This window comes from Pseudomonas paraveronii (assembly GCF_963681955.1).
Classification (GTDB): Bacteria; Pseudomonadota; Gammaproteobacteria; order Pseudomonadales; family Pseudomonadaceae; genus Aquipseudomonas; species Aquipseudomonas paraveronii.
The window spans coordinates 5465567-5486087 of sequence record NZ_OY817130.1 but is presented as its reverse complement, the minus strand read 5'-3'; the positions used below and the strand labels follow the sequence as shown (position 1 = coordinate 5486087).

At 58.1% G+C, this 20521-nt stretch carries 16 protein-coding genes and 2 tRNA genes; 16 read left to right on the top strand and 2 right to left on the bottom strand.

Annotated features, from left to right (window positions below; all coding sequences use genetic code 11):
* Nucleotides 1-29 precede the first annotated feature (29 nt).
* The 16 genes from rlmE to U5A08_RS25260 all read left to right on the top strand — a co-directional run bounded on the left by rlmE (nucleotide 30) and on the right by U5A08_RS25260 (nucleotide 16281).
* Nucleotides 30-680 carry a 23S rRNA (uridine(2552)-2'-O)-methyltransferase RlmE gene (rlmE, locus tag U5A08_RS25335; protein WP_247395685.1) on the top strand — a complete coding sequence of 217 codons (651 nt, stop codon included), beginning with the start codon at nucleotides 30-32 and terminating at the stop codon, nucleotides 678-680.
* A 200-nt stretch (nucleotides 681-880) separates the two neighbouring features.
* Nucleotides 881-2791 (top strand): ATP-dependent zinc metalloprotease FtsH, encoded by a 1911-nt coding sequence (ftsH, locus tag U5A08_RS25330; RefSeq protein ID WP_321849057.1) that lies wholly within the window; start codon nucleotides 881-883, stop codon nucleotides 2789-2791.
* 8 nt (nucleotides 2792-2799) lie between these two features.
* Nucleotides 2800-3651 carry a dihydropteroate synthase gene (folP, locus tag U5A08_RS25325; protein WP_253399173.1) on the top strand — a complete coding sequence of 284 codons (852 nt, stop codon included), beginning with the start codon at nucleotides 2800-2802 and terminating at the stop codon, nucleotides 3649-3651.
* Between the two features lie 16 nt (nucleotides 3652-3667).
* The gene (gene glmM, locus U5A08_RS25320) at nucleotides 3668-5005 is read left to right on the top strand and encodes a phosphoglucosamine mutase (protein WP_247395688.1); all 1338 of its coding nucleotides are present in this window, start codon (nucleotides 3668-3670) and stop codon (nucleotides 5003-5005) included.
* A 66-nt stretch (nucleotides 5006-5071) separates the two neighbouring features.
* Nucleotides 5072-5827 (top strand): triose-phosphate isomerase, encoded by a 756-nt coding sequence (gene tpiA / locus U5A08_RS25315; protein WP_253399165.1) that lies wholly within the window; start codon nucleotides 5072-5074, stop codon nucleotides 5825-5827.
* 4 nt (nucleotides 5828-5831) lie between these two features.
* Complete coding sequence (gene secG / locus U5A08_RS25310) at nucleotides 5832-6215, top strand: preprotein translocase subunit SecG (RefSeq protein WP_078835321.1); 384 nt, start codon at nucleotides 5832-5834, stop codon at nucleotides 6213-6215.
* 22 nt (nucleotides 6216-6237) lie between these two features.
* Nucleotides 6238-6323 (top strand) — tRNA-Leu (locus U5A08_RS25305).
* Between the two features lie 96 nt (nucleotides 6324-6419).
* A tRNA-Met gene (locus U5A08_RS25300) sits at nucleotides 6420-6496 on the top strand.
* A gap of 141 nt (nucleotides 6497-6637) precedes the next feature.
* Nucleotides 6638-7096 (top strand): ribosome maturation factor RimP, encoded by a 459-nt coding sequence (gene rimP / locus U5A08_RS25295; RefSeq protein WP_007993601.1) that lies wholly within the window; start codon nucleotides 6638-6640, stop codon nucleotides 7094-7096.
* A 47-nt stretch (nucleotides 7097-7143) separates the two neighbouring features.
* The gene (gene nusA, locus U5A08_RS25290) at nucleotides 7144-8625 is read left to right on the top strand and encodes a transcription termination factor NusA (RefSeq protein WP_253399163.1); all 1482 of its coding nucleotides are present in this window, start codon (nucleotides 7144-7146) and stop codon (nucleotides 8623-8625) included.
* A gap of 27 nt (nucleotides 8626-8652) precedes the next feature.
* Entirely contained in the window at nucleotides 8653-11178 is a 2526-nt protein-coding gene (infB, locus tag U5A08_RS25285) for a translation initiation factor IF-2 (protein WP_253399161.1), read from the top strand.
* Between the two features lie 159 nt (nucleotides 11179-11337).
* Nucleotides 11338-11733 carry a 30S ribosome-binding factor RbfA gene (gene rbfA, locus U5A08_RS25280; RefSeq protein WP_247395694.1) on the top strand — a complete coding sequence of 132 codons (396 nt, stop codon included), beginning with the start codon at nucleotides 11338-11340 and terminating at the stop codon, nucleotides 11731-11733.
* Between the two features lie 3 nt (nucleotides 11734-11736).
* Nucleotides 11737-12654 carry a tRNA pseudouridine(55) synthase TruB gene (gene truB / locus U5A08_RS25275; protein WP_253399159.1) on the top strand — a complete coding sequence of 306 codons (918 nt, stop codon included), beginning with the start codon at nucleotides 11737-11739 and terminating at the stop codon, nucleotides 12652-12654.
* 159 nt (nucleotides 12655-12813) lie between these two features.
* Nucleotides 12814-13083, top strand: coding sequence for a 30S ribosomal protein S15 (gene rpsO / locus U5A08_RS25270; RefSeq protein ID WP_003176135.1), 270 nt, complete (start codon nucleotides 12814-12816; stop codon nucleotides 13081-13083).
* 195 nt (nucleotides 13084-13278) lie between these two features.
* Nucleotides 13279-15384, top strand: coding sequence for a polyribonucleotide nucleotidyltransferase (gene pnp / locus U5A08_RS25265; RefSeq protein WP_253399157.1), 2106 nt, complete (start codon nucleotides 13279-13281; stop codon nucleotides 15382-15384).
* Nucleotides 15385-15678: 294 nt separating this feature from the next.
* Nucleotides 15679-16281 (top strand): BON domain-containing protein, encoded by a 603-nt coding sequence (locus U5A08_RS25260; protein ID WP_253399155.1) that lies wholly within the window; start codon nucleotides 15679-15681, stop codon nucleotides 16279-16281.
* Between the two features lie 173 nt (nucleotides 16282-16454).
* Here the strand turns inward: U5A08_RS25260 and U5A08_RS25255 are convergent, their stop codons facing one another.
* Nucleotides 16455-19388: a DUF748 domain-containing protein gene (locus U5A08_RS25255; RefSeq protein ID WP_321849054.1), complete on the bottom strand. Its 2934-nt coding sequence runs from the start codon at nucleotides 19386-19388 to the stop codon at nucleotides 16455-16457.
* 88 nt (nucleotides 19389-19476) lie between these two features.
* Nucleotides 19477-20493 (bottom strand): class I SAM-dependent rRNA methyltransferase, encoded by a 1017-nt coding sequence (locus U5A08_RS25250; protein ID WP_321849051.1) that lies wholly within the window; start codon nucleotides 20491-20493, stop codon nucleotides 19477-19479.
* Nucleotides 20494-20521: the final 28 nt, after the last annotated feature.

Genomic DNA, 20521 nt, shown 5'->3' with positions numbered 1-20521 from the left:
CACGACCCGTTTTATTTTCGAGGTGGCCCGTGGCCCGTTCCAAAACTAGCCTTAAGTGGCTGCAAGAGCATTTCAACGACCCTTACGTCAAAAAGGCGCAAAAGGACGGCTACCGCTCCCGGGCCAGCTACAAGCTGCTTGAGCTGCAGGAAAAGGACAAATTGTTCCGCCCCGGCATGAGCGTGATCGACCTGGGGGCCGCCCCAGGTGGCTGGTCTCAGGTGGCCAGTCGTCTGATTGGTGGTCAAGGCCGCTTGATCGCTTCCGACATTCTGGAGATGGACAGCATCCCGGATGTGACCTTCGTCCATGGTGACTTTACCCAGGACGCGGTGTTGGCGGAGATCCTGCAGGCGGTGGGAAATTCGCAGGTGGACCTTGTGATTTCCGACATGGCCCCCAATATGAGTGGATTACCGGCTGTTGATATGCCGCGAGCCATGTTCCTGTGCGAGTTGGCGCTGGATCTGGCGGGGCGGGTATTGCGTCCGGGTGGTGATTTCCTGGTCAAAGTCTTCCAGGGTGAGGGCTTCGACGAGTACCACAAGAACATCCGCAAGCTGTTCGACAAGGTGCAGATGCGCAAACCGGACTCTTCCCGGGACCGGTCTCGCGAGCAATATCTGCTGGCGCGGGGGTTCCGCGGGATCGAAGGCGCAGCGAGTGATGAGCGTCTTTGAGGGTTTGAAGGGAGTCGATAGGTTTTTTTATATCGCTTTCGTCACGAAGCTTTACGAATATTGTGTAGTCAAAGTTTCACAAAGGGTTACAGACGGCGCCTGCCAGAGTTGTAGGTAATGTAGTAAGTTAGGCTGGTGAATATCATGCGAAGCGCGCGCCAGTAGCGGAGCTTGCTTCAGAGGGTAGTTAATTGAACGATATGGCAAAGAATCTGATCCTGTGGTTGATCATCGCGGCTGTCCTGGTGACGGTGATGAACAACTTCTCCAGCCCTAACGAGCCGCAGACCCTCAACTATTCCGACTTCATCCAGCAAGTTAAGGATGGCAAGGTCGAGCGCGTAGCGGTTGATGGCTACGTGATTACCGGCAAGCGCAGCGATGGCGACGGCTTCAAGACCATTCGTCCGGCGATCCAGGACAACGGTCTGATCGGCGACCTGGTGGATAACCACGTGGTTGTCGAAGGCAAGCTGCCTGAGCAGCAGAGCATCTGGACTCAACTCCTGGTGGCGAGCTTCCCGATCCTGGTGATCATTGCCGTGTTCATGTTCTTCATGCGCCAGATGCAAGGTGGTGCGGGAGGCAAGGGCGGGCCGATGAGTTTCGGCAAGAGCAAGGCGCGCCTGCTCTCCGAAGACCAAGTGAAGACAACCCTGGGTGATGTCGCCGGTTGCGACGAAGCCAAGGAAGAAGTGGGCGAGCTGGTCGAGTTCCTGCGTGATCCGGGCAAATTCCAGCGTCTGGGCGGTCGCATTCCTCGCGGCGTGCTGATGGTTGGCCCTCCGGGGACCGGTAAAACCTTGCTGGCCAAGGCAATTGCCGGCGAAGCCAAAGTGCCTTTCTTCACTATTTCCGGTTCGGACTTCGTCGAGATGTTCGTTGGTGTCGGTGCCAGCCGTGTTCGTGACATGTTCGAGCAGGCCAAGAAACACGCACCATGCATCATCTTTATCGATGAAATCGACGCCGTCGGTCGCCATCGTGGTGCTGGCATGGGCGGTGGTCACGATGAGCGTGAGCAGACCCTCAACCAGTTGCTGGTGGAGATGGATGGTTTTGAAATGAATGACGGCATCATCGTCATTGCCGCAACCAACCGTCCGGACGTACTGGACCCTGCATTGCTGCGTCCAGGCCGTTTCGACCGTCAGGTCGTGGTTGGCTTGCCGGATATCCGTGGTCGTGAACAGATCCTGAAAGTACACATGCGTAAAGTGCCGATGGGCGACGACGTGGCTCCGGCCGTGATTGCCCGCGGTACGCCAGGCTTCTCCGGTGCTGACCTGGCCAACCTGGTGAACGAGGCTTCGCTATTTGCGGCCCGTACCGGCAAACGCATCGTTGAAATGAAAGAGTTCGAACTGGCGAAAGACAAGATCATGATGGGCGCCGAGCGCAAATCCATGGTCATGTCCGAGAAAGAGAAGCAGAACACCGCTTATCACGAAGCGGGTCACGCCATCGTGGGGCGCGTCGTGCCTGAGCATGACCCGGTGTACAAAGTGTCGATCATTCCTCGTGGTCGGGCGCTGGGTGTCACCATGTTCCTGCCGGAAGAGGATCGCTACAGCCTCTCCAAGCGTGCGCTGATCAGCCAGATCTGCTCGCTGTACGGTGGCCGAATTGCCGAAGAGATGACCCTGGGCTTTGACGGTGTAACCACCGGCGCTTCCAACGACATCATGCGCGCCAGCCAGATTGCGCGGAACATGGTGACCAAGTGGGGCTTGTCGGAAAAACTCGGCCCTTTGATGTACGCCGAGGAAGAAGGTGAAGTGTTCCTGGGGCGTGGCGGTGGCGGTCAAAGTGCCAGCTTCTCCGGTGAGACAGCCAAGCTGATCGACTCCGAAGTGCGCAGCATCATTGACCAGTGCTACGGCACGGCCAAGCAGATCCTCACCGAAAACCGCGACAAGCTTGATGCTATGGCGGATGCGCTGATGAAGTACGAAACCATTGATGCCGACCAGATCGACGACATCATGGCTGGCCGTACACCGCGTGAACCTCGCGATTGGGAAGGTGGTTCGGGCACCTCTGGCACGCCGCCAGTGGTTCAGAACGAACGCCCTGAAAGCCCGATCGGCGGTCCTGCAGCTGACCACTAAGGTTTGAAATGACTTCTGCGTCGTCCTCTACCCGGTTGCCTTGCGGCAACCGGGTTCTTGATTTGGCCCATACACATGTCATGGGCATTCTTAATGTAACCCCCGATTCCTTTTCCGATGGTGGCCGCTTCAATCAGCTTGATGCTGCGTTGCGTCACGCCGAGGCGATGGTGGCGGCGGGTGCGACCTTGATCGATGTCGGCGGCGAGTCGACCCGGCCTGGCGCTCGCGTTGTTTCTCCCGTGGAGGAGCTGGAGCGGGTGGCGCCGATCGTCGAGCGCATCGCTCGCGAGTTGGATGTGATCATTTCAGTGGATACATCGACCCCGGCCGTGATGCGCGAAACGGCGCGCCTGGGGGCGGGGCTGATCAACGATGTGCGTTCGTTGCGACGTGATGGCGCGCTGGACGCTGCCGCGGCTACCGGCCTGCCGGTCTGTCTGATGCATATGCTGGGTGAGCCCGGCAATATGCAGGATAATCCGCACTACGATGATCTGGTTGGCGAAGTGAGTGGGTTCCTGGCTGATCGCATTGCTCAATGCGCCGCAGCAGGGATCGCTGCCGACAAGATCATCCTCGATCCGGGGTTTGGCTTCGCCAAGACCCTGCAGCACAATCTAAGTCTGTTCAAGCATATGGAAGCCTTGCATGCCCTGGGTCGGCCTTTGTTGGTCGGCGTTTCGCGCAAGAGCATGATAGGTCAGGCGCTGAATCGTCCGGTGGGCGAGCGGCTTTATGGCGGGTTGGCGCTTGCGGCACTTGCTGTGACCAAGGGTGCGCGCATCTTGCGGGTGCATGATGTCGCCGAGACCGTGGATGTTGTCCGCATGCTTGCCGCAGTAGAATCGGCCGAATAAGAATGATGGAGCACTTATGACAAAGAAATACTTTGGCACCGACGGTATTCGTGGTCGGGTCGGCGAGTTTCCGATTACCCCCGATTTCATGCTCAAGCTGGGTTGGGCGGCAGGCATGGCGTTCCGCAGCATGGGCGCGTGTCGCATCCTGGTAGGCAAGGACACGCGTATCTCGGGCTATATGTTTGAGTCTGCGCTGGAGGCTGGATTGTCCGCCGCCGGGGCTGATGTGATGCTGCTGGGCCCTATGCCGACCCCGGCGATCGCTTACCTGACGCGTACCTTTCACGCTGAGGCCGGTATTGTGATCAGTGCTTCGCACAATCCCCATGATGACAACGGCATCAAGTTTTTCTCGGGGCAGGGCACCAAGCTGCCGGACGAGATCGAGTTGATGATCGAAGAGCTGCTGGATGCGCCGATGACGGTGGTCGAGTCCAGCAAGTTGGGCAAGGTGTCGCGGATCAATGACGCCTCTGGCCGTTATATCGAGTTCTGTAAGAGCAGTGTGCCAAGCAGCACCAATTTCGCCGGGCTTAAGATCGTCGTCGACTGTGCTCATGGTGCGACCTATAAGGTGGCGCCGAGCGTATTCAAGGAGCTGGGTGCGGAAGTGACGGTGCTGTCGGCCCAGCCTAACGGGTTGAACATCAACGACAACTGCGGCTCCACGCATATGGAACAACTGCAGGCTGCCGTCCTCGCCGAGCATGCGGACCTGGGTATTGCCTTTGATGGTGACGGCGACCGCGTCTTGATGGTGGATCACACCGGCGCCGTGGTTGATGGCGATGACCTGCTGTTCATCATTGCTCGCGACCTGCATGAGCGTAATCGGCTGCAGGGTGGTGTTGTCGGCACGCTGATGAGCAATCTCGGGTTGGAGTTGGCGCTGGCCGAGCTGGGAATTCCTTTTGTGCGGGCCAATGTCGGGGATCGCTATGTAATTGCCGAGCTACAGGAGCGCAATTGGCAGATCGGTGGCGAGAACTCCGGCCATGTCGTGTGCTTTCAGCACACCACCACGGGCGACGCGATCATTGCGGCGCTGCAGGTATTGTTGTCGTTGCGCCGTCGCCAGGAGAGCCTGGCCCAGGCGCGTCAGGCCTTGCGCAAGTGCCCGCAGGTGCTGCTCAATGTGCGTTTTTCCGGTGGCGACAACCCGATCGAACATCCGGCTGTCAAAGCGGCCTGCGAGCGCGTGACCCTGGCAATGGCGGGGCGTGGGCGAGTGTTGCTGCGCAAGTCTGGCACAGAGCCTCTGGTGCGCGTCATGGTCGAAGGCGAGGACGAAACCCAGGTTCGCGGGCATGCCGAAGACCTGGCAAAACTGGTAACTGAAGTTTGCGCCTGAATTCGGCTTGCCAGTGATGATGTGGTTGGGTAACATCTGCGCCCACTTTGACCGACGAGGTACAGCATGCGTCGCACTATGGTAGCTGGTAACTGGAAGATGCACGGTACCCGCGCCAGTGTCGCTGAGCTGATCAATGGCCTTCGTCATTTGGCTTTGCCGAGCGGTGTTGATGTCGCGGTTTTTCCATCTTGCTTGCATATCAACCAAGTGGTTGATGGCTTGAAAGGTAAGTCGATTCAGATCGGCGCGCAGAATTCTGCGATGGAACCCATGCAAGGTGCGCTGACAGGTGAGATTTCGCCAAGTCAGTTGGTTGATGCGGGTTGTTCCTATGTGCTTATTGGGCACTCCGAGCGCCGTCAGTTGATGGGCGAGCGTGACGGAACACTCAATCGCAAGTTCGCAGCGGCACAGGCTTGTGGCTTGATTCCAGTGTTGTGCATAGGGGAGACCCTTGAGCAGCGTGAATCGGGCAATACCTTTGAGGTTGTCTCGCGTCAGTTGGGCAGCATCATCGAAGAGTTGGGTGTTGGTGCGTTTGCGAAGGCAGTCATTGCTTACGAGCCGGTCTGGGCCATTGGCACCGGGCTGACTGCAACACCGCAACAGGCGCAGGATGTGCATGCAGCCATCCGCGCACAGTTGGCGGCAGAGAATTCTGAGGTCGCACAAGGTGTGCGGCTTCTATACGGCGGCAGCGTGAAGGCGGCCAATGCGGTCGAACTGTTCGGCATGCCGGATATCGATGGGGGGCTCATTGGTGGAGCTTCCCTGAATGCAGATGAGTTCGGTGCGATTTGTCGCGCCGCGGGAAACTGAAAAAATGCTGGAAACAGTCGTAGTCGTTTTTCATCTGTTGGCTGCCCTGGGCGTAATTGCCCTGGTTTTGTTGCAACAGGGTAAAGGTGCGGATGCTGGTGCGTCTTTCGGTGCAGGTGCTTCAAATACTGTATTCGGAAGCCAAGGTTCCTCTACCTTTCTTAGTAAGTTTACTGCTATACTTGCCGCAGGTTTCTTCATAACCAGCTTAGGGTTAGGTTACTTTGCTAAAGAGAAAGCTCATGTGCTGACTCAAGTAGGTTTGCCAAACCCAGCAGTGTTGGAAGTACCAAAAGCAAAGCCGGCTTCTGATGATGTCCCGGTGCTTCAAGAGCAAAAGTCGGCTACCCCAGCGACTGACGTACCTCCAGCTCAAGAGCAAAAGTAAGAAGGGTTGTAAACGCTGTATTGCCGAGGTGGTGGAATTGGTAGACACGCAACCTTGAGGTGGTTGTGCCCATAGGGTGTAGGGGTTCGAGTCCCCTTCTCGGTACCAATTATCAGGAGAGCCCGCTGTTGCGGGCTTTCTTGTAGGTGGAAGGTTACATTGACCCTGTAAGGGATCGGTCGTATACTTCCGCCCCAGCTTTGTCGCGGGGTGGAGCAGTCTGGTAGCTCGTCGGGCTCATAACCCGAAGGTCGTCGGTTCAAATCCGGCCCCCGCAACCAGTTTTAGCGGAGCCCCTTATTAAGGGGCTTTTTGTTAGCTGGACACTTTCAACGCCGCTATTCGACGGCGTTTCAAGGATGGGCGTTTCGCCCATTTTTTTATTTTGCACAGCATGCACATACATGCACGAGGGGGTTCAGGTGTCGAGCAAGCTAGAAGAGTTGCAGGCCTTGCTGGCCCCGGTGGTCGTGGCCCTGGGCTATGAATGCTGGGGTATTGAGTTTTCGGCTCAAGGTCGCCACTCAATGTTGCGCGTTTATATTGATAAAGAGGGCGGCGTGCTGGTGGACGATTGTGCCATTGTCAGCCGTCAGATCAGTGGTGTCCTGGATGTTGAAGATCCAATCGCCGTTGAGTACACCCTCGAAGTTTCCTCGCCTGGCATGGAACGCCCACTGTTCACTCTCGAGCAGTTTGCAAAATTTGCCGGTGAACAAGTGAAAATCAAGCTGCGATCGCCCTTTGAAGGGCGGCGCAATTTTCAGGGCCTTCTGCGCGGTGTAGAAGAGCAGGATGTCGTGGTGCAAGTAGAAGACCATGAGTTCCTGTTGCCGATCGATATGATCGACAAGGCCAACATTATTCCCAGTTTTGACTGAGACGCGGATCCCGCGGATCCAATGGCTTGCGAAAGGCGAGGCGTACGATGAGCAAAGAAGTACTGCTGGTTGTTGAGTCGGTATCCAATGAAAAGGGCGTACCGGCAAACGTGATTTTTGAAGCGCTGGAGCTGGCCCTGGCCACTGCTACCAAAAAGCGTTTTGAAGACGAAGTTGATCTGCGTGTGGAAATCAACCGCCACACCGGTGCCTACGAGACTTTCCGTCGCTGGACGGTCGTTGAAGAAGCCGATCTTGATGATCCGGCCATCGAAACCTGGCCGAGCAAGGTTGCTGAAACGCACCCTGGCGCCAATGTCGGTGATGTTGTCGAAGAAAAGATCGAATCGATCGAGTTCGGCCGTATTGCTGCGCAAACTGCCAAGCAGGTCATTGTGCAGAAGGTTCGCGAAGCCGAGCGTGCTCAAGTCGTTGACGCCTATCGCGAGCGCCTGGGGGAAATCATCTCCGGCACCGTGAAAAAAGTCACCCGCGACAACGTGATCGTTGACCTGGGCAACAACGCCGAAGCGTTGCTGGCCCGCGAAGACATCATCTCTCGCGAAACCTTCCGTGTCGGCGTGCGTCTGCGTGCGTTGCTCAAGGAAATCCGCACTGAGAACCGCGGTCCTCAGTTGATCCTGTCGCGTACCGCGCCGGAAATGCTGATCGAGCTGTTCCGTATCGAAGTGCCGGAAATCGCCGAAGGCCTGATCGAAGTCATGGCTGCGGCCCGCGACCCGGGTTCGCGCGCCAAGATCGCGGTCCGCTCCAAGGACAAACGCATCGACCCGCAGGGCGCTTGCATTGGTATGCGCGGTTCGCGCGTCCAGGCAGTGTCGGGCGAGTTGGGCGGTGAGCGTGTGGATATCGTCCTGTGGGATGATAACCCGGCGCAGTTCGTGATCAACGCCATGTCGCCGGCTGAAGTGGCGGCAATTATCGTTGACGAAGATGCCCATGCAATGGACATCGCCGTTGGCGCTGACAATCTGGCTCAGGCCATTGGTCGTGGAGGTCAGAACGTGCGTCTGGCCAGCCAACTGACCGGCTGGACCCTGAACGTGATGACCGAATCGGACATCCAGGCTAAGCAGCAAGCTGAAACCGGTGACATCCTGCGCAACTTCATCGACGAGCTGGAAGTCGACGAAGACCTGGCGCAGGTGCTGGTAGATGAAGGCTTCACCAGCCTGGAAGAGATTGCCTACGTACCGTTGGAAGAAATGCTCAACATCGATGGCTTTGACGAAGACACCGTCAACGAGCTTCGCGCTCGGGCCAAGGATCGTTTGTTGACTAAAGCCATCGCTACTGAGGAAAAGCTGGCAGACGCCCATCCGGCCGAAGACCTGCTCTCGCTTGAGGGTATGGACAAGGATTTGGCGATGGAACTGGCGGTGCGCGGCGTAATTACCCGCGAAGACCTGGCCGAGCAGTCTATTGACGATCTGCTCGACATCGACGGCATTGACGATGATCGTGCCGGCAAGTTGATCATGGCCGCCCGAGCCCATTGGTTCGAGTAATTAGGCGCGGCCTGAGGAGAGAAGTGCATGACGCAAGTCACGGTGAAACAACTGGCCGATGAGGTCAAAACACCGGTAGAGCGCCTGTTGCAGCAGATGCGTGAGGCAGGTCTGCCGCACACCGCCGCCGATGAAGGTGTGAGCGATAGTGAGAAGCAGTCTTTGCTGACTCACTTGAAGAGCAGCCACAAGGCGAAAGTGGAAGAACCGCGCAAGATTACATTGCAGCGCAAAACCACCAGCACCCTGCGTGTTGCTGGTAGCAAGAGCATCAGCGTTGAAGTACGCAAGAAGAAAGTCTTCGTACAGCGCAGCCCGGAAGAAATCGAAGCCGAGCGCAAACGCGATCTGGAAGAGCGTCGCGCAGTAGAAAATGCTGCTCGTCAGAAGGCTGAAGAAGAAGCCAAGCGTCGCGCCGAAGAAGAAGCGCGTCGCCAGCCTACTGCTGCGCAACCTGCTGGTACTGAAGCGGTCGCCGCTCCTGCTGCGCCAGTAGAAGCTGTGCGTGAGGCCACTCCGGTTGCCGCTGCACCAGCACCTGCTGCTGACGCCCGCAAGCGTGACGAACCTCGTCGTCCGGACAAACCACGTGCCGACGATAATAGTCGTCGCGGTGGCGGCGGTGATGGCGAGCGCAAAAACGCTCCGCATCGCGCCTCGGTCAAAGAGAAAGCGCCTGCTCCACGCGTTGCGCCACGTACTACCGACGAAGAAAGCGATAGCTTCCGTCGTGGTGGTCGCGGCAAGGCCAAGCTGAAAAAACGCAACGCCCACGGTTTCCAGAGCCCAACCGGCCCTGTCGTGCGTGATGTGCAGATCGGCGAGACCATCACTGTTGGCGATCTCGCCAATCAGATGTCGGTCAAGGCTGCTGAAATCATCAAGTTCATGTTCAAACTGGGTACTCCAGCGACCATCAACCAGGTGCTTGATCAGGAAACTGCTCAACTGGTAGCCGAAGAACTGGGCCACAAAGTGACCCTGGTCAGCGACACCGCCCTGGAAGATTCCCTGGCCGAGTCCCTGAAGTTTGAAGGTGAGACGTTCTCCCGTGCGCCAGTTGTGACCGTAATGGGCCACGTTGACCATGGTAAGACATCGCTGCTCGACTACATCCGTCGTGCCAAGGTAGCTGCTGGCGAAGCCGGCGGTATCACCCAGCACATCGGCGCGTACCACGTTGAAACCGATCGCGGCATGGTCACTTTCCTCGACACCCCAGGTCACGCCGCGTTTACCGCAATGCGTGCCCGTGGTGCCAAGGCGACTGACATCGTGATCCTGGTCGTTGCAGCGGACGACGGCGTGATGCCGCAGACCATTGAAGCTGTCCAGCACGCCAAGGCCGCTGGTGTTCCACTGGTTGTGGCCGTGAACAAAATCGACAAGCCGGGCGCCGATCTCGATCGCATCCGTAGCGAACTGTCGGTTCACGGCGTGACGTCTGAAGAGTGGGGCGGTGATACGCCGTTCGTTTCGGTTTCGGCGAAAGTCGGTACTGGCGTGGACGAACTGCTCGAAGCGGTCTTGCTGCAAGCTGAAGTACTCGAACTGAAAGCAACGCCATCGGCCCCAGGTCGCGGTGTTGTGGTTGAGTCGCGTCTCGACAAAGGTCGTGGCCCGGTTGCAACCGTTCTGGTTCAAGACGGCACCCTGCGTCAAGGCGACATGGTGCTGGTCGGTTCGAACTACGGCCGTGTACGTGCCATGCTCGACGAGAACGGCAAGCCAATCAAGGAAGCCGGTCCTTCCATCCCTGTCGAGATCCTCGGCCTGGACGGTACCCCGGACGCTGGCGACGAGATGAGCGTGCTGGCGGACGAGAAGAAAGCCCGTGAAGTGGCTCTGTTCCGTCAAGGCAAGTTCCGCGAAGTCAAACTGGCTCGCGCTCACGCCGGCAAGCTGGAAAACATCTTCGAAAACATGGGCCAGGCAGAGAAGAAGACGCTCAACATCGTCCTCAAATCTGACGTTCGTGGTTCCCTCGAAGCGTTGAACGGCGCCTTGAACGGCCTGGGTAACGACGAAGTGCAAGTGCGTGTCGTCGGTGGCGGTGTCGGTGGTATCACCGAGTCCGACGCCAACCTGGCACTGGCTTCCAACGCTGTACTGTTCGGCTTCAACGTGCGTGCCGATGCTGGCGCTCGCAAGATCGTCGAGCAGGAAGGCCTGGACATGCGTTACTACAACGTCATCTACGACATCATCGAAGACGTCAAGAAAGCCCTTACCGGCATGCTTGGCAGCGACGTTCGGGAGAACATCCTGGGTATCGCCGAGGTGCGTGACGTGTTCCGCTCGCCGAAATTCGGCGCGATCGCCGGTTGCATGGTTATCGAAGGTGTTGTGCACCGTAACCGTCCAATCCGTGTACTGCGTGAAGACATCGTTATCTTCGAAGGCGAGCTGGAATCCCTGCGCCGCTTCAAGGATGACGCTTCCGAAGTACGTGCCGGCATGGAATGCGGTATCGGCGTCAAGAGCTACAACGACGTCAAGGCTGGCGACAAGATCGAAGTCTACGAGAAGGTTCAGGTTGCTCGCAGCCTCTAACTCGCGCACTTCAGGAGCCACGCCGTGTGTGGGCATGCAAATGCCCCGCGCAGCGTCCGGACTCTAAACGCAACGCCCGGTCTGGCTTTTGTCAGGCCGGGCGTTTGCCGCTTTCAGACCCCACGGGTTTCACCGTGTGGCAGTAACAGGTAACAAGACATGGCAAAAGAATACAGCCGTACCCAGCGTATCGGCGATCAGATGCAGCGCGAGCTGGCCCAACTGATCCGTCGCGAAGTCAAAGACCCTCGTGTTGGCCTGGTCACCATCACCGCCGTTGACGTGAGTCGTGACGTGGGTCACGCCAAAATCTTCATCACCGTGATGGGTGAGGACAGCAGCGAAGAAATTGCGCAAAGCATCAAGGTGCTCAACTCGGCTGCAGGTTTCCTGCGCATGCAGTTGGCCCGCGAAATGAAGCTGCGCAGCGTGCCTCAGTTGCACTTCCACTACGACGAAAGCGTCGTGCGTGGTGCGCATCTGTCGGCACTGATCGAGCGCGCCGTGGCTGAGGATAATCAGCACCCGTCCACACCTGAAGACGCCAAGGAGTAAGCGGTGGCTCAGGTCAAACGTATCCGTCGCAACGTCAGCGGCATCATTCTGCTCGATAAACCCATTGGCTTTACCTCCAATGCGGCGTTGCAGAAAGTCCGTTGGCTGCTCAATGCCGAGAAGGCCGGGCACACCGGCAGCCTCGATCCGCTGGCCACCGGCGTGTTGCCGTTGTGCTTTGGCGAGGCCACCAAGTTCTCGCAATACCTGCTCGATTCCGACAAGGGTTACGAAACCCTGATGCAACTGGGCAAGACCACCACCACGGCCGATGCCGAAGGTGATGTTTTGCAGGTTCGCGACGTGACCGTTGGTCGTGCTGATATCGAGGCTGCTTTGCCCGCTTTTCGTGGGAAAATCAGCCAGATACCGCCGATGTACTCGGCGCTCAAGCGGGATGGGCAGCCACTTTACAAGCTGGCACGTGCGGGCGAAGTAGTGGAGCGCGAACCGCGTTCTGTTACTATTGCGCGCTTGGAATTGCTCGCCTGTGAAGGCGACACCGCACGCCTGGCCGTGGACTGTAGCAAAGGCACCTATATCCGTACCCTGGTGGAAGATATTGGTGAAACGCTCGGTTGCGGCGCGTATGTTGCTGAACTGCGACGCACCCAGGCCGGCCCTTTCAGTCTGGCCCAGACGGTTACGCTGGAAGAGTTGGAAGCGGTACACGCCGAAGGCGGCAATGAAGCGGTTGATCGCTTTCTGATGCCATCGGACAGCGGTTTGCTCGATTGGCCATTGCTGCACTTTTCGGAGCACAGCGCGTTCTACTGGCTCAACGGCCAGCCGGTACGTGCCCCGGACGCCCCGAAATTCGGCATGGTGCGGGTACAGGATCATAACGGTCGCTTTATCGGTATCGGTGAAGTGAGCGAAGACGGGCGCATCGCGCCGCGTCGACTGATTCGGTCAGAATGACCGGAACCAGTTTGTGGTAAAAGCGCAGTAGTTTTTATGCAAACTGGAACGAGGGTGGCTGTTAGCAGGCACGGTCACTACTCATTTTTAGATACAGGGATTTGTCCCTGGCCTGTTGAAACTGCCCTTTGGGTGGTTTCCTGAAAAAAGGATTGCCTCATGGCTCTCGACGTTCAAGAAAAAGCACAAATCGTAGCTGACTATCAGCAAGCTGTTGGTGACACTGGTTCGCCAGAAGTGCAAGTTGCACTGCTGACCCACAACATCAACAAGCTGCAAGGTCACTTCAAGGCCAACGGTAAAGATCACCACTCCCGTCGTGGTCTGATCCGCATGGTAAACCAGCGCCGTAAGCTGCTGGACTACCTGAAAGGCAAGGATCTGGGTCGTTATCAGGCTCTGATCGGTCGCCTGGGTCTGCGTCGCTAATAAGCGATTGCGCTAGAGGTTGGTTGTTTGTCGTGTGTCAGTGGGATTCCCGCTGGCCCATGGCAGGCTTCCAGCCTCAAGTTTTATCTGGATACACGTTTTACCCCTGGACAAGGGTTGGGCCGATTCCCGACATTGCCCAAGAATTTCGCAAGAAGACAAGTTCCCCAAGAGCCACAAAGAAGGTAGGACACCGTGAACCCGGTTATCAAAAAATTTCAGTTCGGTCAGTCGACCGTTACCCTCGAGACAGGCCGTATCGCCCGTCAAGCCTCCGGCGCAGTGCTGGTTACCGTTGACGACGACGTTACCGTACTGGTGACCGTTGTTGGCGCCAAGCACGCGGACCCAAGCAAGGGCTTCTTCCCTCTGTCCGTTCACTACCAGGAAAAGACTTACGCTGCCGGTAAGATCCCTGGCGGTTTCTTCAAGCGCGAAGGCCGTCCTTCCGAGAAAGAAACCCTGACTTCCCGACTGATCGACCGTCCGATCCGTCCGCTGTTCCCAGAAGGCTTCATGAACGAAGTGCAGGTTGTCTGCACCGTCGTTTCCACCAGCAAAAAGACCGATCCGGACATCGCTGCGATGATCGGTACCTCGGCTGCCCTGGCCATCTCCGGTATTCCTTTCGATGGCCCGATCGGCGCCGCGCGCGTTGCTTTCCACGAAAGCACCGGCTACCTGCTGAACCCGACTTACGAGCAGCAAAAAGCCTCGAGCCTGGACATGGTCGTTGCCGGTACTTCGGAAGCCGTATTGATGGTTGAATCGGAAGCCAAAGAGCTGACCGAAGACCAGATGCTGGGCGCTGTACTGTTTGCTCACGACGAGTTCCAGGTTGTGATCAACGCCGTTAAAGAACTCGCTGCCGAAGCTGCCAAGCCAACTTGGGCCTGGGCTCCACAAGCCGAAGCCACCGAACTGCTGGGCGCTATCCGCTCCGAATTCGGCGAAGCGATCTCCCAGGCCTACACCATCACCGTCAAGGCCGACCGTTACGCTCGCCTGGGCGAGTTGAAGGATCAGGTCGTGGCCAAGCTGTCCGGTGAAGAAGGCCAGCCTTCTTCCAGCGACGTCAAAGCGGCTTTCGGTGAAATCGAATACCGCACCGTTCGCGAAAACATCGTGAACGGCAAGCCACGTATCGACGGTCGCGACACTCGCACCGTGCGTCCGCTGAACATCGAAGTCGGCGTTCTGCCGAAGACTCACGGTTCGGCGCTGTTCACCCGTGGCGAAACCCAGGCCCTGGTCGTTGCGACCCTGGGTACTGCCCGTGACGCACAACTGCTGGACACCCTGGAAGGCGAGAAAAAAGACCCGTTCATGCTGCACTACAACTTCCCTCCGTTCTCGGTGGGCGAGTGTGGTCGCATGGGTGGTGCTGGTCGTCGTGAAATCGGTCACGGCCGTCTGGCCCGTCGTTCGATTGCGGCCATGCTGCCTGCCGCCGACGTGTTCCCGTACACCATCCGTGTGGTGTCGGAAATCACCGAGTCCAACGGTTCCAGCTCCATGGCTTCGGTCTGCGGTGCTTCCCTGGCACTGATGGACGCTGGTGTGCCAATGAAGGCACCGGTTGCCGGTATCGCCATGGGTCTGGTTAAAGAAGGCGAGAAGTTCGCCATCCTGACCGACATCCTGGGCGACGAAGATCACCTGGGCGACATGGACTTCAAGGTAGCCGGTACCTCCAAAGGTGTGACCGCGCTGCAGATGGACATCAAGATCAAGGGCATCACCGAAGAGATCATGGAAATCGCTCTGGGCCAAGCCCTGGAAGCGCGCCTGAACATCCTCGGTCAGATGAACCAGATCATTGGTCAGTCCCGTACCGAACTGTCGGAAAATGCTCCGACCATGATCGCGATGAAAATCGACACCGACAAAATCCGTGATGTCATCGGTAAAGGCGGCGCGACCATTCGTGCGATCTGTGAAGAGACCAAGGCTTCGATCGATATCGAAGACGACGGCTCGATCAAGATCTTCGGCGAAACCAAGGAAGCTGCAGAAGCGGCGCGTCAGCGCGTTCTGGGCATCACTGCCGAAGCCGAGATCGGCAAGATCTACGTCGGTAAAGTTGAGCGCATCGTCGACTTCGGCGCATTCGTCAACATCCTGCCGGGCAAAGACGGTCTGGTTCACATCTCCATGCTGAGCGACGCTCGTGTTGAGAAAGTGACCGACATTCTGAAAGAAGGCCAGGAAGTGGAAGTGCTGGTACTGGACGTGGACAACCGCGGCCGCATCAAGCTGTCCATCAAAGACGTGGCAGCAGCCAAGGCTTCGGGCGTTTAAATACCCGCAGGCTTCACGCTGAAAAAGGACTCTTCGGAGTCCTTTTTTTATGCACGCAGGAAAATGCCGAAAAATCAGGCGCTTAATCACATCCAAAAACCGCAACTTGCATGCAGGCACGATCCGCTTCATGCAAATTGCACGAATGCGAAAACTGGTAAAACTCTTAACTAGTTGTTTTTAAAGGTTTTATTTGTATGATTCGACTTGGCACAGTGCCTGCAATATTCCTGTTAACGCTGCAGCATCAAGGTACACACACTGCAGACTTTTAATAAAACAGGAGTTACTCGTATGAAGAAGTTCGCTCTCGCTACCGCAACTGCTACCGCTCTGACCCTGGCCATGGCCAACGTTGCCTTCGCTCAAACCTCCCAGGCGCCTATGACGCTGGCTGCTGGCGAAATGACCAAAGCCAAAGAGTCCACCTCGGACACTTGGATCACCACCAAAGTCAAAGCTGACCTGCTGACCGAAAAGGGCATCCCAGGTTCGGACATCAAGGTCGAGACCAACAAAGGTGTGGTTTCCCTGTCTTCGAGCGTTGCCATCTCCGACTCGCAGAAAGCCACTGCCGTAGCCATCACCAAGCGTATCAAGGGTGTCACCGCAGTGTCCGCTGACGGCCTGCTGGCTGGCGGTGCGGTAAAAGCTGACAACATCGACAAATCCAAGGAAGCCACTTCGGACACTTGGATCACTACCAAAGTGAAGGCTGACTTGGTCACCGAGAAAGGTATTCCTGGTACCGACATCAAAGTCGAAACCAACAAGGGTGTAGTTTCCCTGTCGTCTTCCGTCGCAGTGACTGAAGCGCAGAAAACTACCGCGGTGAACATCACCAAGAAAATCAAAGGCGTGAAAGCTGTATCGGCCGATGGCCTGAAAGCAGAGTAACGCCCAATCAATCGTCTGAACTAGGCGTCGGCGGCAACGAGTGAGTTAGATATCCACTCAATGCACCTCACGGGTTCATGCGACCGACCATAGGGATGTGGTCATCACAGGCCCCGGCACATGTGTCGGGGCCTGTTCTATTCTGCATTTTGTCGGTGTATGACGATCGGGGGTTACTCGGCGTCCAGATGCATCGGCGTTATCACCCGGCCATCCTTCTCGGCTTGGCCCAGTTTGGCATCGATGAAGTACACCCGGTCATCTTCCAACTGCCCTTTGTCCACCAGGTAGTCCTTGATGGTGCTCGCGCGGTCCTGACCGAGCTGGCGCAACAGCACGTCGCTGCCACTCCAGAACTTGATCACGCCGTCCTTCAGTTTGGCCGTGCGCTCATCGTCGCTCAGGTTTTTCCATTCCGCCGGTGGTTGTTGTTTCAGGCGGGTGCGGTAGATACCTTCGAGCAACGGGGCTTTTTCCTTTTCCGGTACTTGCAGCAAGGAAGCCTGGGCCGGAACCTTATCGCCACGGCGCTGCAGTATCTTGTAGTAGTTGTACTGGTATTCACGCTCCAGGCGCTGCGCTGCCAGGAACTTGCCGTCACTGTCGGCAGCCGCGGTGCCTTCGATTTCCAGGCGCAGGGTTGGGCGCTCCTTGAGGGCGTTGGCCAGGGTGTTCAGGGCGCCCTCGGCGTCTTTGTTCAGTTCGCTGGAGCCTGCGGCGAACGAGACATTGCCGAGGTCTTCCGAACCGCCGCCGGTCACCAGCCCACCGATAAACTTGAAGGGCGCCGTTGCTGCGCGCACCACCAGGTTGCGCAAGGTCTGCCACACGATCGGCATCACGCTGAATTGCGGATTATTCAAGTCGCCGCTGACGGGCAGCTCAATCGAGATCTTGCCGTCAGAGTCCTTGAGCAGAGCGATCGCGAGGCGAATCGGCAGGTCTACCGCGTCGGCACTGTCGACCTTCTCACCCAGTTGCAGTTGCTCGAGCACCACTTTGTTCTCGGCCTTCAACTGGCCTTTGATGATCACATAATGCAGATCGAGGTTAAGGCGACCCTTGCGAATACGGAAACCGGCGAATTTACCCGAGTAGGGCGTCAAGGTTGTCAGTTCGACACGTTTGAAGCTGGTGGCGATATCCAGCGCCGCCATCGGATCGAACGGGTTCACGCTGCCTTTGATGGTGACCGGTGCATAGCGATCCACCTTGCCCTTGATGTCGACACTGGCCGGTTTGGCCTGGCGGCTGTCAATGGTGCCGATCTGTCCGTTGAGCTGTTGAATCGCGGTGGCGAAGTTGGGCGTGAGGCTGAAGTCGGCGAAGTTCGCCGAGCCGTCGTTGATCGCAATCTGCCCGATATGAATACCCAGAGGTTTTTCGTTACTGGCAGCCGCCTTGGCCGCCGGCTTGGCGCCGCTGTTGGCCGGCTGTGGGATCAGTAGGTCGTCGACGTTGGTGGTGCGGTCATCATTGATCATGAAACGCACGTAGGGCTGCAGCAGGTTGACCTTGTCGATCGACAGGCTGTTGCCATGCTGGTAGTTCACGCCTTCCAACACCAGGCGCTGCCATTTTAGGAAGTCGCGGGTCTTGAGGGTGTCGAGGGTGTGCAACTGATCGACCTGCGCCCGGCCGGTGATCTGCAGGGCCAGTGGCTCGGTGCTTTTCAGGTTCACATCGAGGTTGCTGCCGAGCATGCCGCTACGCAGCTCCAGGCGTATGAACGGGCTGATATAGGACTGCGCGACCCGCAGGTCGATATCCTGGGTGTTCACTTTCAGCTTGGCGCTGACCGGGTTGAGGTTGACCTCGCCGGTTGCCTGGATCTTGCCTTGCTTGCCCAGGCCGGTGTCGACCTTGAGGGTAAAGGGGTTGCCGTTGAGGCTGTCGAAGTTCTGCACATCGACGTTCAGCGGGCCGAGTTCCAGCGCGACCGCAGGTTGGGCCTGGCGGTCGGCCAGGTGGACCTGATAGTTACGCAGTTGCACATCCTTGAGCAGGACTTGCCAAGGTTTGCTGGGCGCTGCGGCAGCGGGTTTTGGCGAGTCGGCAGCCGCCGGCGCGCTGGCCGGTTCCGGCGCCTTGGCCGGCTTGCTCGGCTGGCTGGCGAACAGTTTCTGCCAGTCCAGTTGCCCATCGGCTTCGCGGGCGGCCCAGGTTTCCAGCTTGTTGCTGCGGATCTTGCCGACTATCACTTGCTGCTTGGCCAGGTCGATCGTGGTTTCGCTGACGTCCAGGCGTTCCAGGCGTACCAGTGGCCGGCCATCCGGCGCCTTGATGGCGAACGGCGCGATGCTGGCGGCGGTGTTGGTCAGGTTCAGCTCGGTCTCTTTGGCCAGGCTGAATGTGTAATCGGTGCTGAAGTTGAGCACGCCGTCTTCGAGCACCAACGGCAGTGCGTCACGCACGTAGGGCCACCAGGCTTTCATCTTGCCGTCGGTGATTTTCAGGGTGCCTTTGGAGGTGATCGGCACCAGGCTGACGTTACCCTTCCAGTCGATCTGCCCGCCTTCCGGGCCGGCGGCGACCAGGGTCATGTCGGCATTGTCTTCCGGCAGGGTGCTGAGGTTCTTCAGCTCGAAGTCGAGTTTGTCGTAGAGGAACTCGATGCGTTCGCTGGGACGCAGGTCCTGGAAATGCAGATAGCCGCCTGCCAGCTTGATCCGCTCGATACGCAGCGGGAACGGCTTGGCGTTGGGGTCTGCCGGGGTCGGTTCGCTGGGCGGCAGTTTGAACAACTGCGCCAGGTTCAACTGGCCGGACTTGTCGAACAGCAACTCGGTCTTGGGTTTGTCGAGTTGCACATCGGCCAGGTGCAGGGCGCGGGTCCACAGGCTGTCGAGTTGCAGGTTGGCGTACAGCCGCTCGAAACCCACTTGTTCCTTGCCGGGTTCGCCGATTTTAAGGCCCCACAGCGTCAGTTCCAGACTGAACGGGTTGAGCTCGATACGCTCGATGCGCGCCGGCACCGTAGCGTAGTTGGCCAACTGTTGGTTGGCTATGCGAAGGGCAATACCGGGCAAAATCAAAAAGCCCAGCAAGCTGTACAGGGCGACAGCAGTCAACAAGGCGCCAGTGGCGCGAATCAATCCTTTGGGCATGGGGCGGCGCCATCTACGTTGAACAGGAGTGCCTTGGAGTATGGCACGGGTTTTCGGTTCCGAAGAGCCAGCCCCTTTCAGAAAATTCCTATAACTGCAGGATCAGAGTCTTCAGCGGTGGTTGCTGGTCTTGCGACGGAAAGTCGGCGCCAGGTGGCATGACTTGCCAGTCGCGTACTGGGCGCCCGGCTTTCTCGGCGCAACGTAGCACCTGCTCACGCCAGTCGTCCATGCTCACTTTTGCCAGGTTATTGCAGCAGATCAGCACGCCGTCATCGGCGGTTGCCAGCAGCGCCGGCTTGAGCAGGCTTTGATAGTCGCGTAACAGGTCGACGGTGCCAAAGGCGCTCTTGGCCCAGGCCGGCGGGTCAAGCAGCACCAGGTCATATTGACGCGGTTCCAGGCGGGGATAGCTCGGCAGTTTCTGCCCGCGTCGCTGGGTGATCGGCAGGCCGGCCAGTTGGCGAATCGCCGGGAAATAATCGGATTGCACGAACGTCATGGGTGCCAGCTGCGGGTTGAGCAGGCCGTTTTCGCGCCCGACCGCCAGGTTGCCTTCGGCAAAATCCAGGTTGCACACTTCGCGGGCACCACCGGCGGCGGCGCTCAGGCCCACGCCACAGGTGTAGGCGAACAGGTTCAGCACGCTTTTGCCGGCACTGTGTGCCTTGACCCAGCCGCGAGTGTTGCGCAGGTCGAGGAACAGCAACGGGTCTTGCCCGGCATGGCGCCCACGCACGCGGTAATTGAGGCCCCATTCGTGTCCGACCAGATCCTGCAGCGCCTCGGGTGTGGCGCGGTAGACCGTGTCTTCGCGGTCGATCCGCGAGTTGCCACGGGAACGGTCGTTGTATACCAGCAGCAATTCCAGGCCCATGTGCTGGTTGATCAGTTGATGCAGCTGCAGCAGGTCGGTGGTTTCCAGCGCCTGGTGGAAGCTCTGCACCAGCAATTGCGGGCCATAGCGGTCGATGGTCAGGCCACCGGCACCTTCCTGGCTGCCATGGAACAGCCGGTAGCAGTCGGTGCCGTGGGCATGCAGCTCGCTGATCAGCTCTTGACGATGATTGAGGGCGGCGCGCAGCGCCTGGTTCAGGGGAGACATGGAGCGCGCCTTGCTGGGTAAAGGTGGG

Excerpts from the sequence above, each read along its gene's own strand:
- rbfA (WP_247395694.1), top strand. The coding sequence starts at position 11,338 with ATGGCAAAAGAATACAGCCGTACCCAGCGTATCGGCGATCAGATGCAG.
- tpiA (WP_253399165.1), top strand. The coding sequence starts at position 5,072 with ATGCGTCGCACTATGGTAGCTGGTAACTGGAAGATGCACGGTACCCGC.
- ftsH (WP_321849057.1), top strand. The coding sequence starts at position 881 with ATGGCAAAGAATCTGATCCTGTGGTTGATCATCGCGGCTGTCCTGGTG.
- nusA (WP_253399163.1), top strand. The coding sequence starts at position 7,144 with ATGAGCAAAGAAGTACTGCTGGTTGTTGAGTCGGTATCCAATGAAAAG.
- infB (WP_253399161.1), top strand. The coding sequence starts at position 8,653 with ATGACGCAAGTCACGGTGAAACAACTGGCCGATGAGGTCAAAACACCG.
- folP (WP_253399173.1), top strand. The coding sequence starts at position 2,800 with ATGACTTCTGCGTCGTCCTCTACCCGGTTGCCTTGCGGCAACCGGGTT.
- glmM (WP_247395688.1), top strand. The coding sequence starts at position 3,668 with ATGACAAAGAAATACTTTGGCACCGACGGTATTCGTGGTCGGGTCGGC.
- secG (WP_078835321.1), top strand. The coding sequence starts at position 5,832 with ATGCTGGAAACAGTCGTAGTCGTTTTTCATCTGTTGGCTGCCCTGGGC.
- U5A08_RS25250 (WP_321849051.1), bottom strand. The coding sequence starts at position 20,493 with ATGTCTCCCCTGAACCAGGCGCTGCGCGCCGCCCTCAATCATCGTCAA.
- rpsO (WP_003176135.1), top strand. The coding sequence starts at position 12,814 with ATGGCTCTCGACGTTCAAGAAAAAGCACAAATCGTAGCTGACTATCAG.
- U5A08_RS25260 (WP_253399155.1), top strand. The coding sequence starts at position 15,679 with ATGAAGAAGTTCGCTCTCGCTACCGCAACTGCTACCGCTCTGACCCTG.
- U5A08_RS25255 (WP_321849054.1), bottom strand. The coding sequence starts at position 19,388 with ATGCCCAAAGGATTGATTCGCGCCACTGGCGCCTTGTTGACTGCTGTC.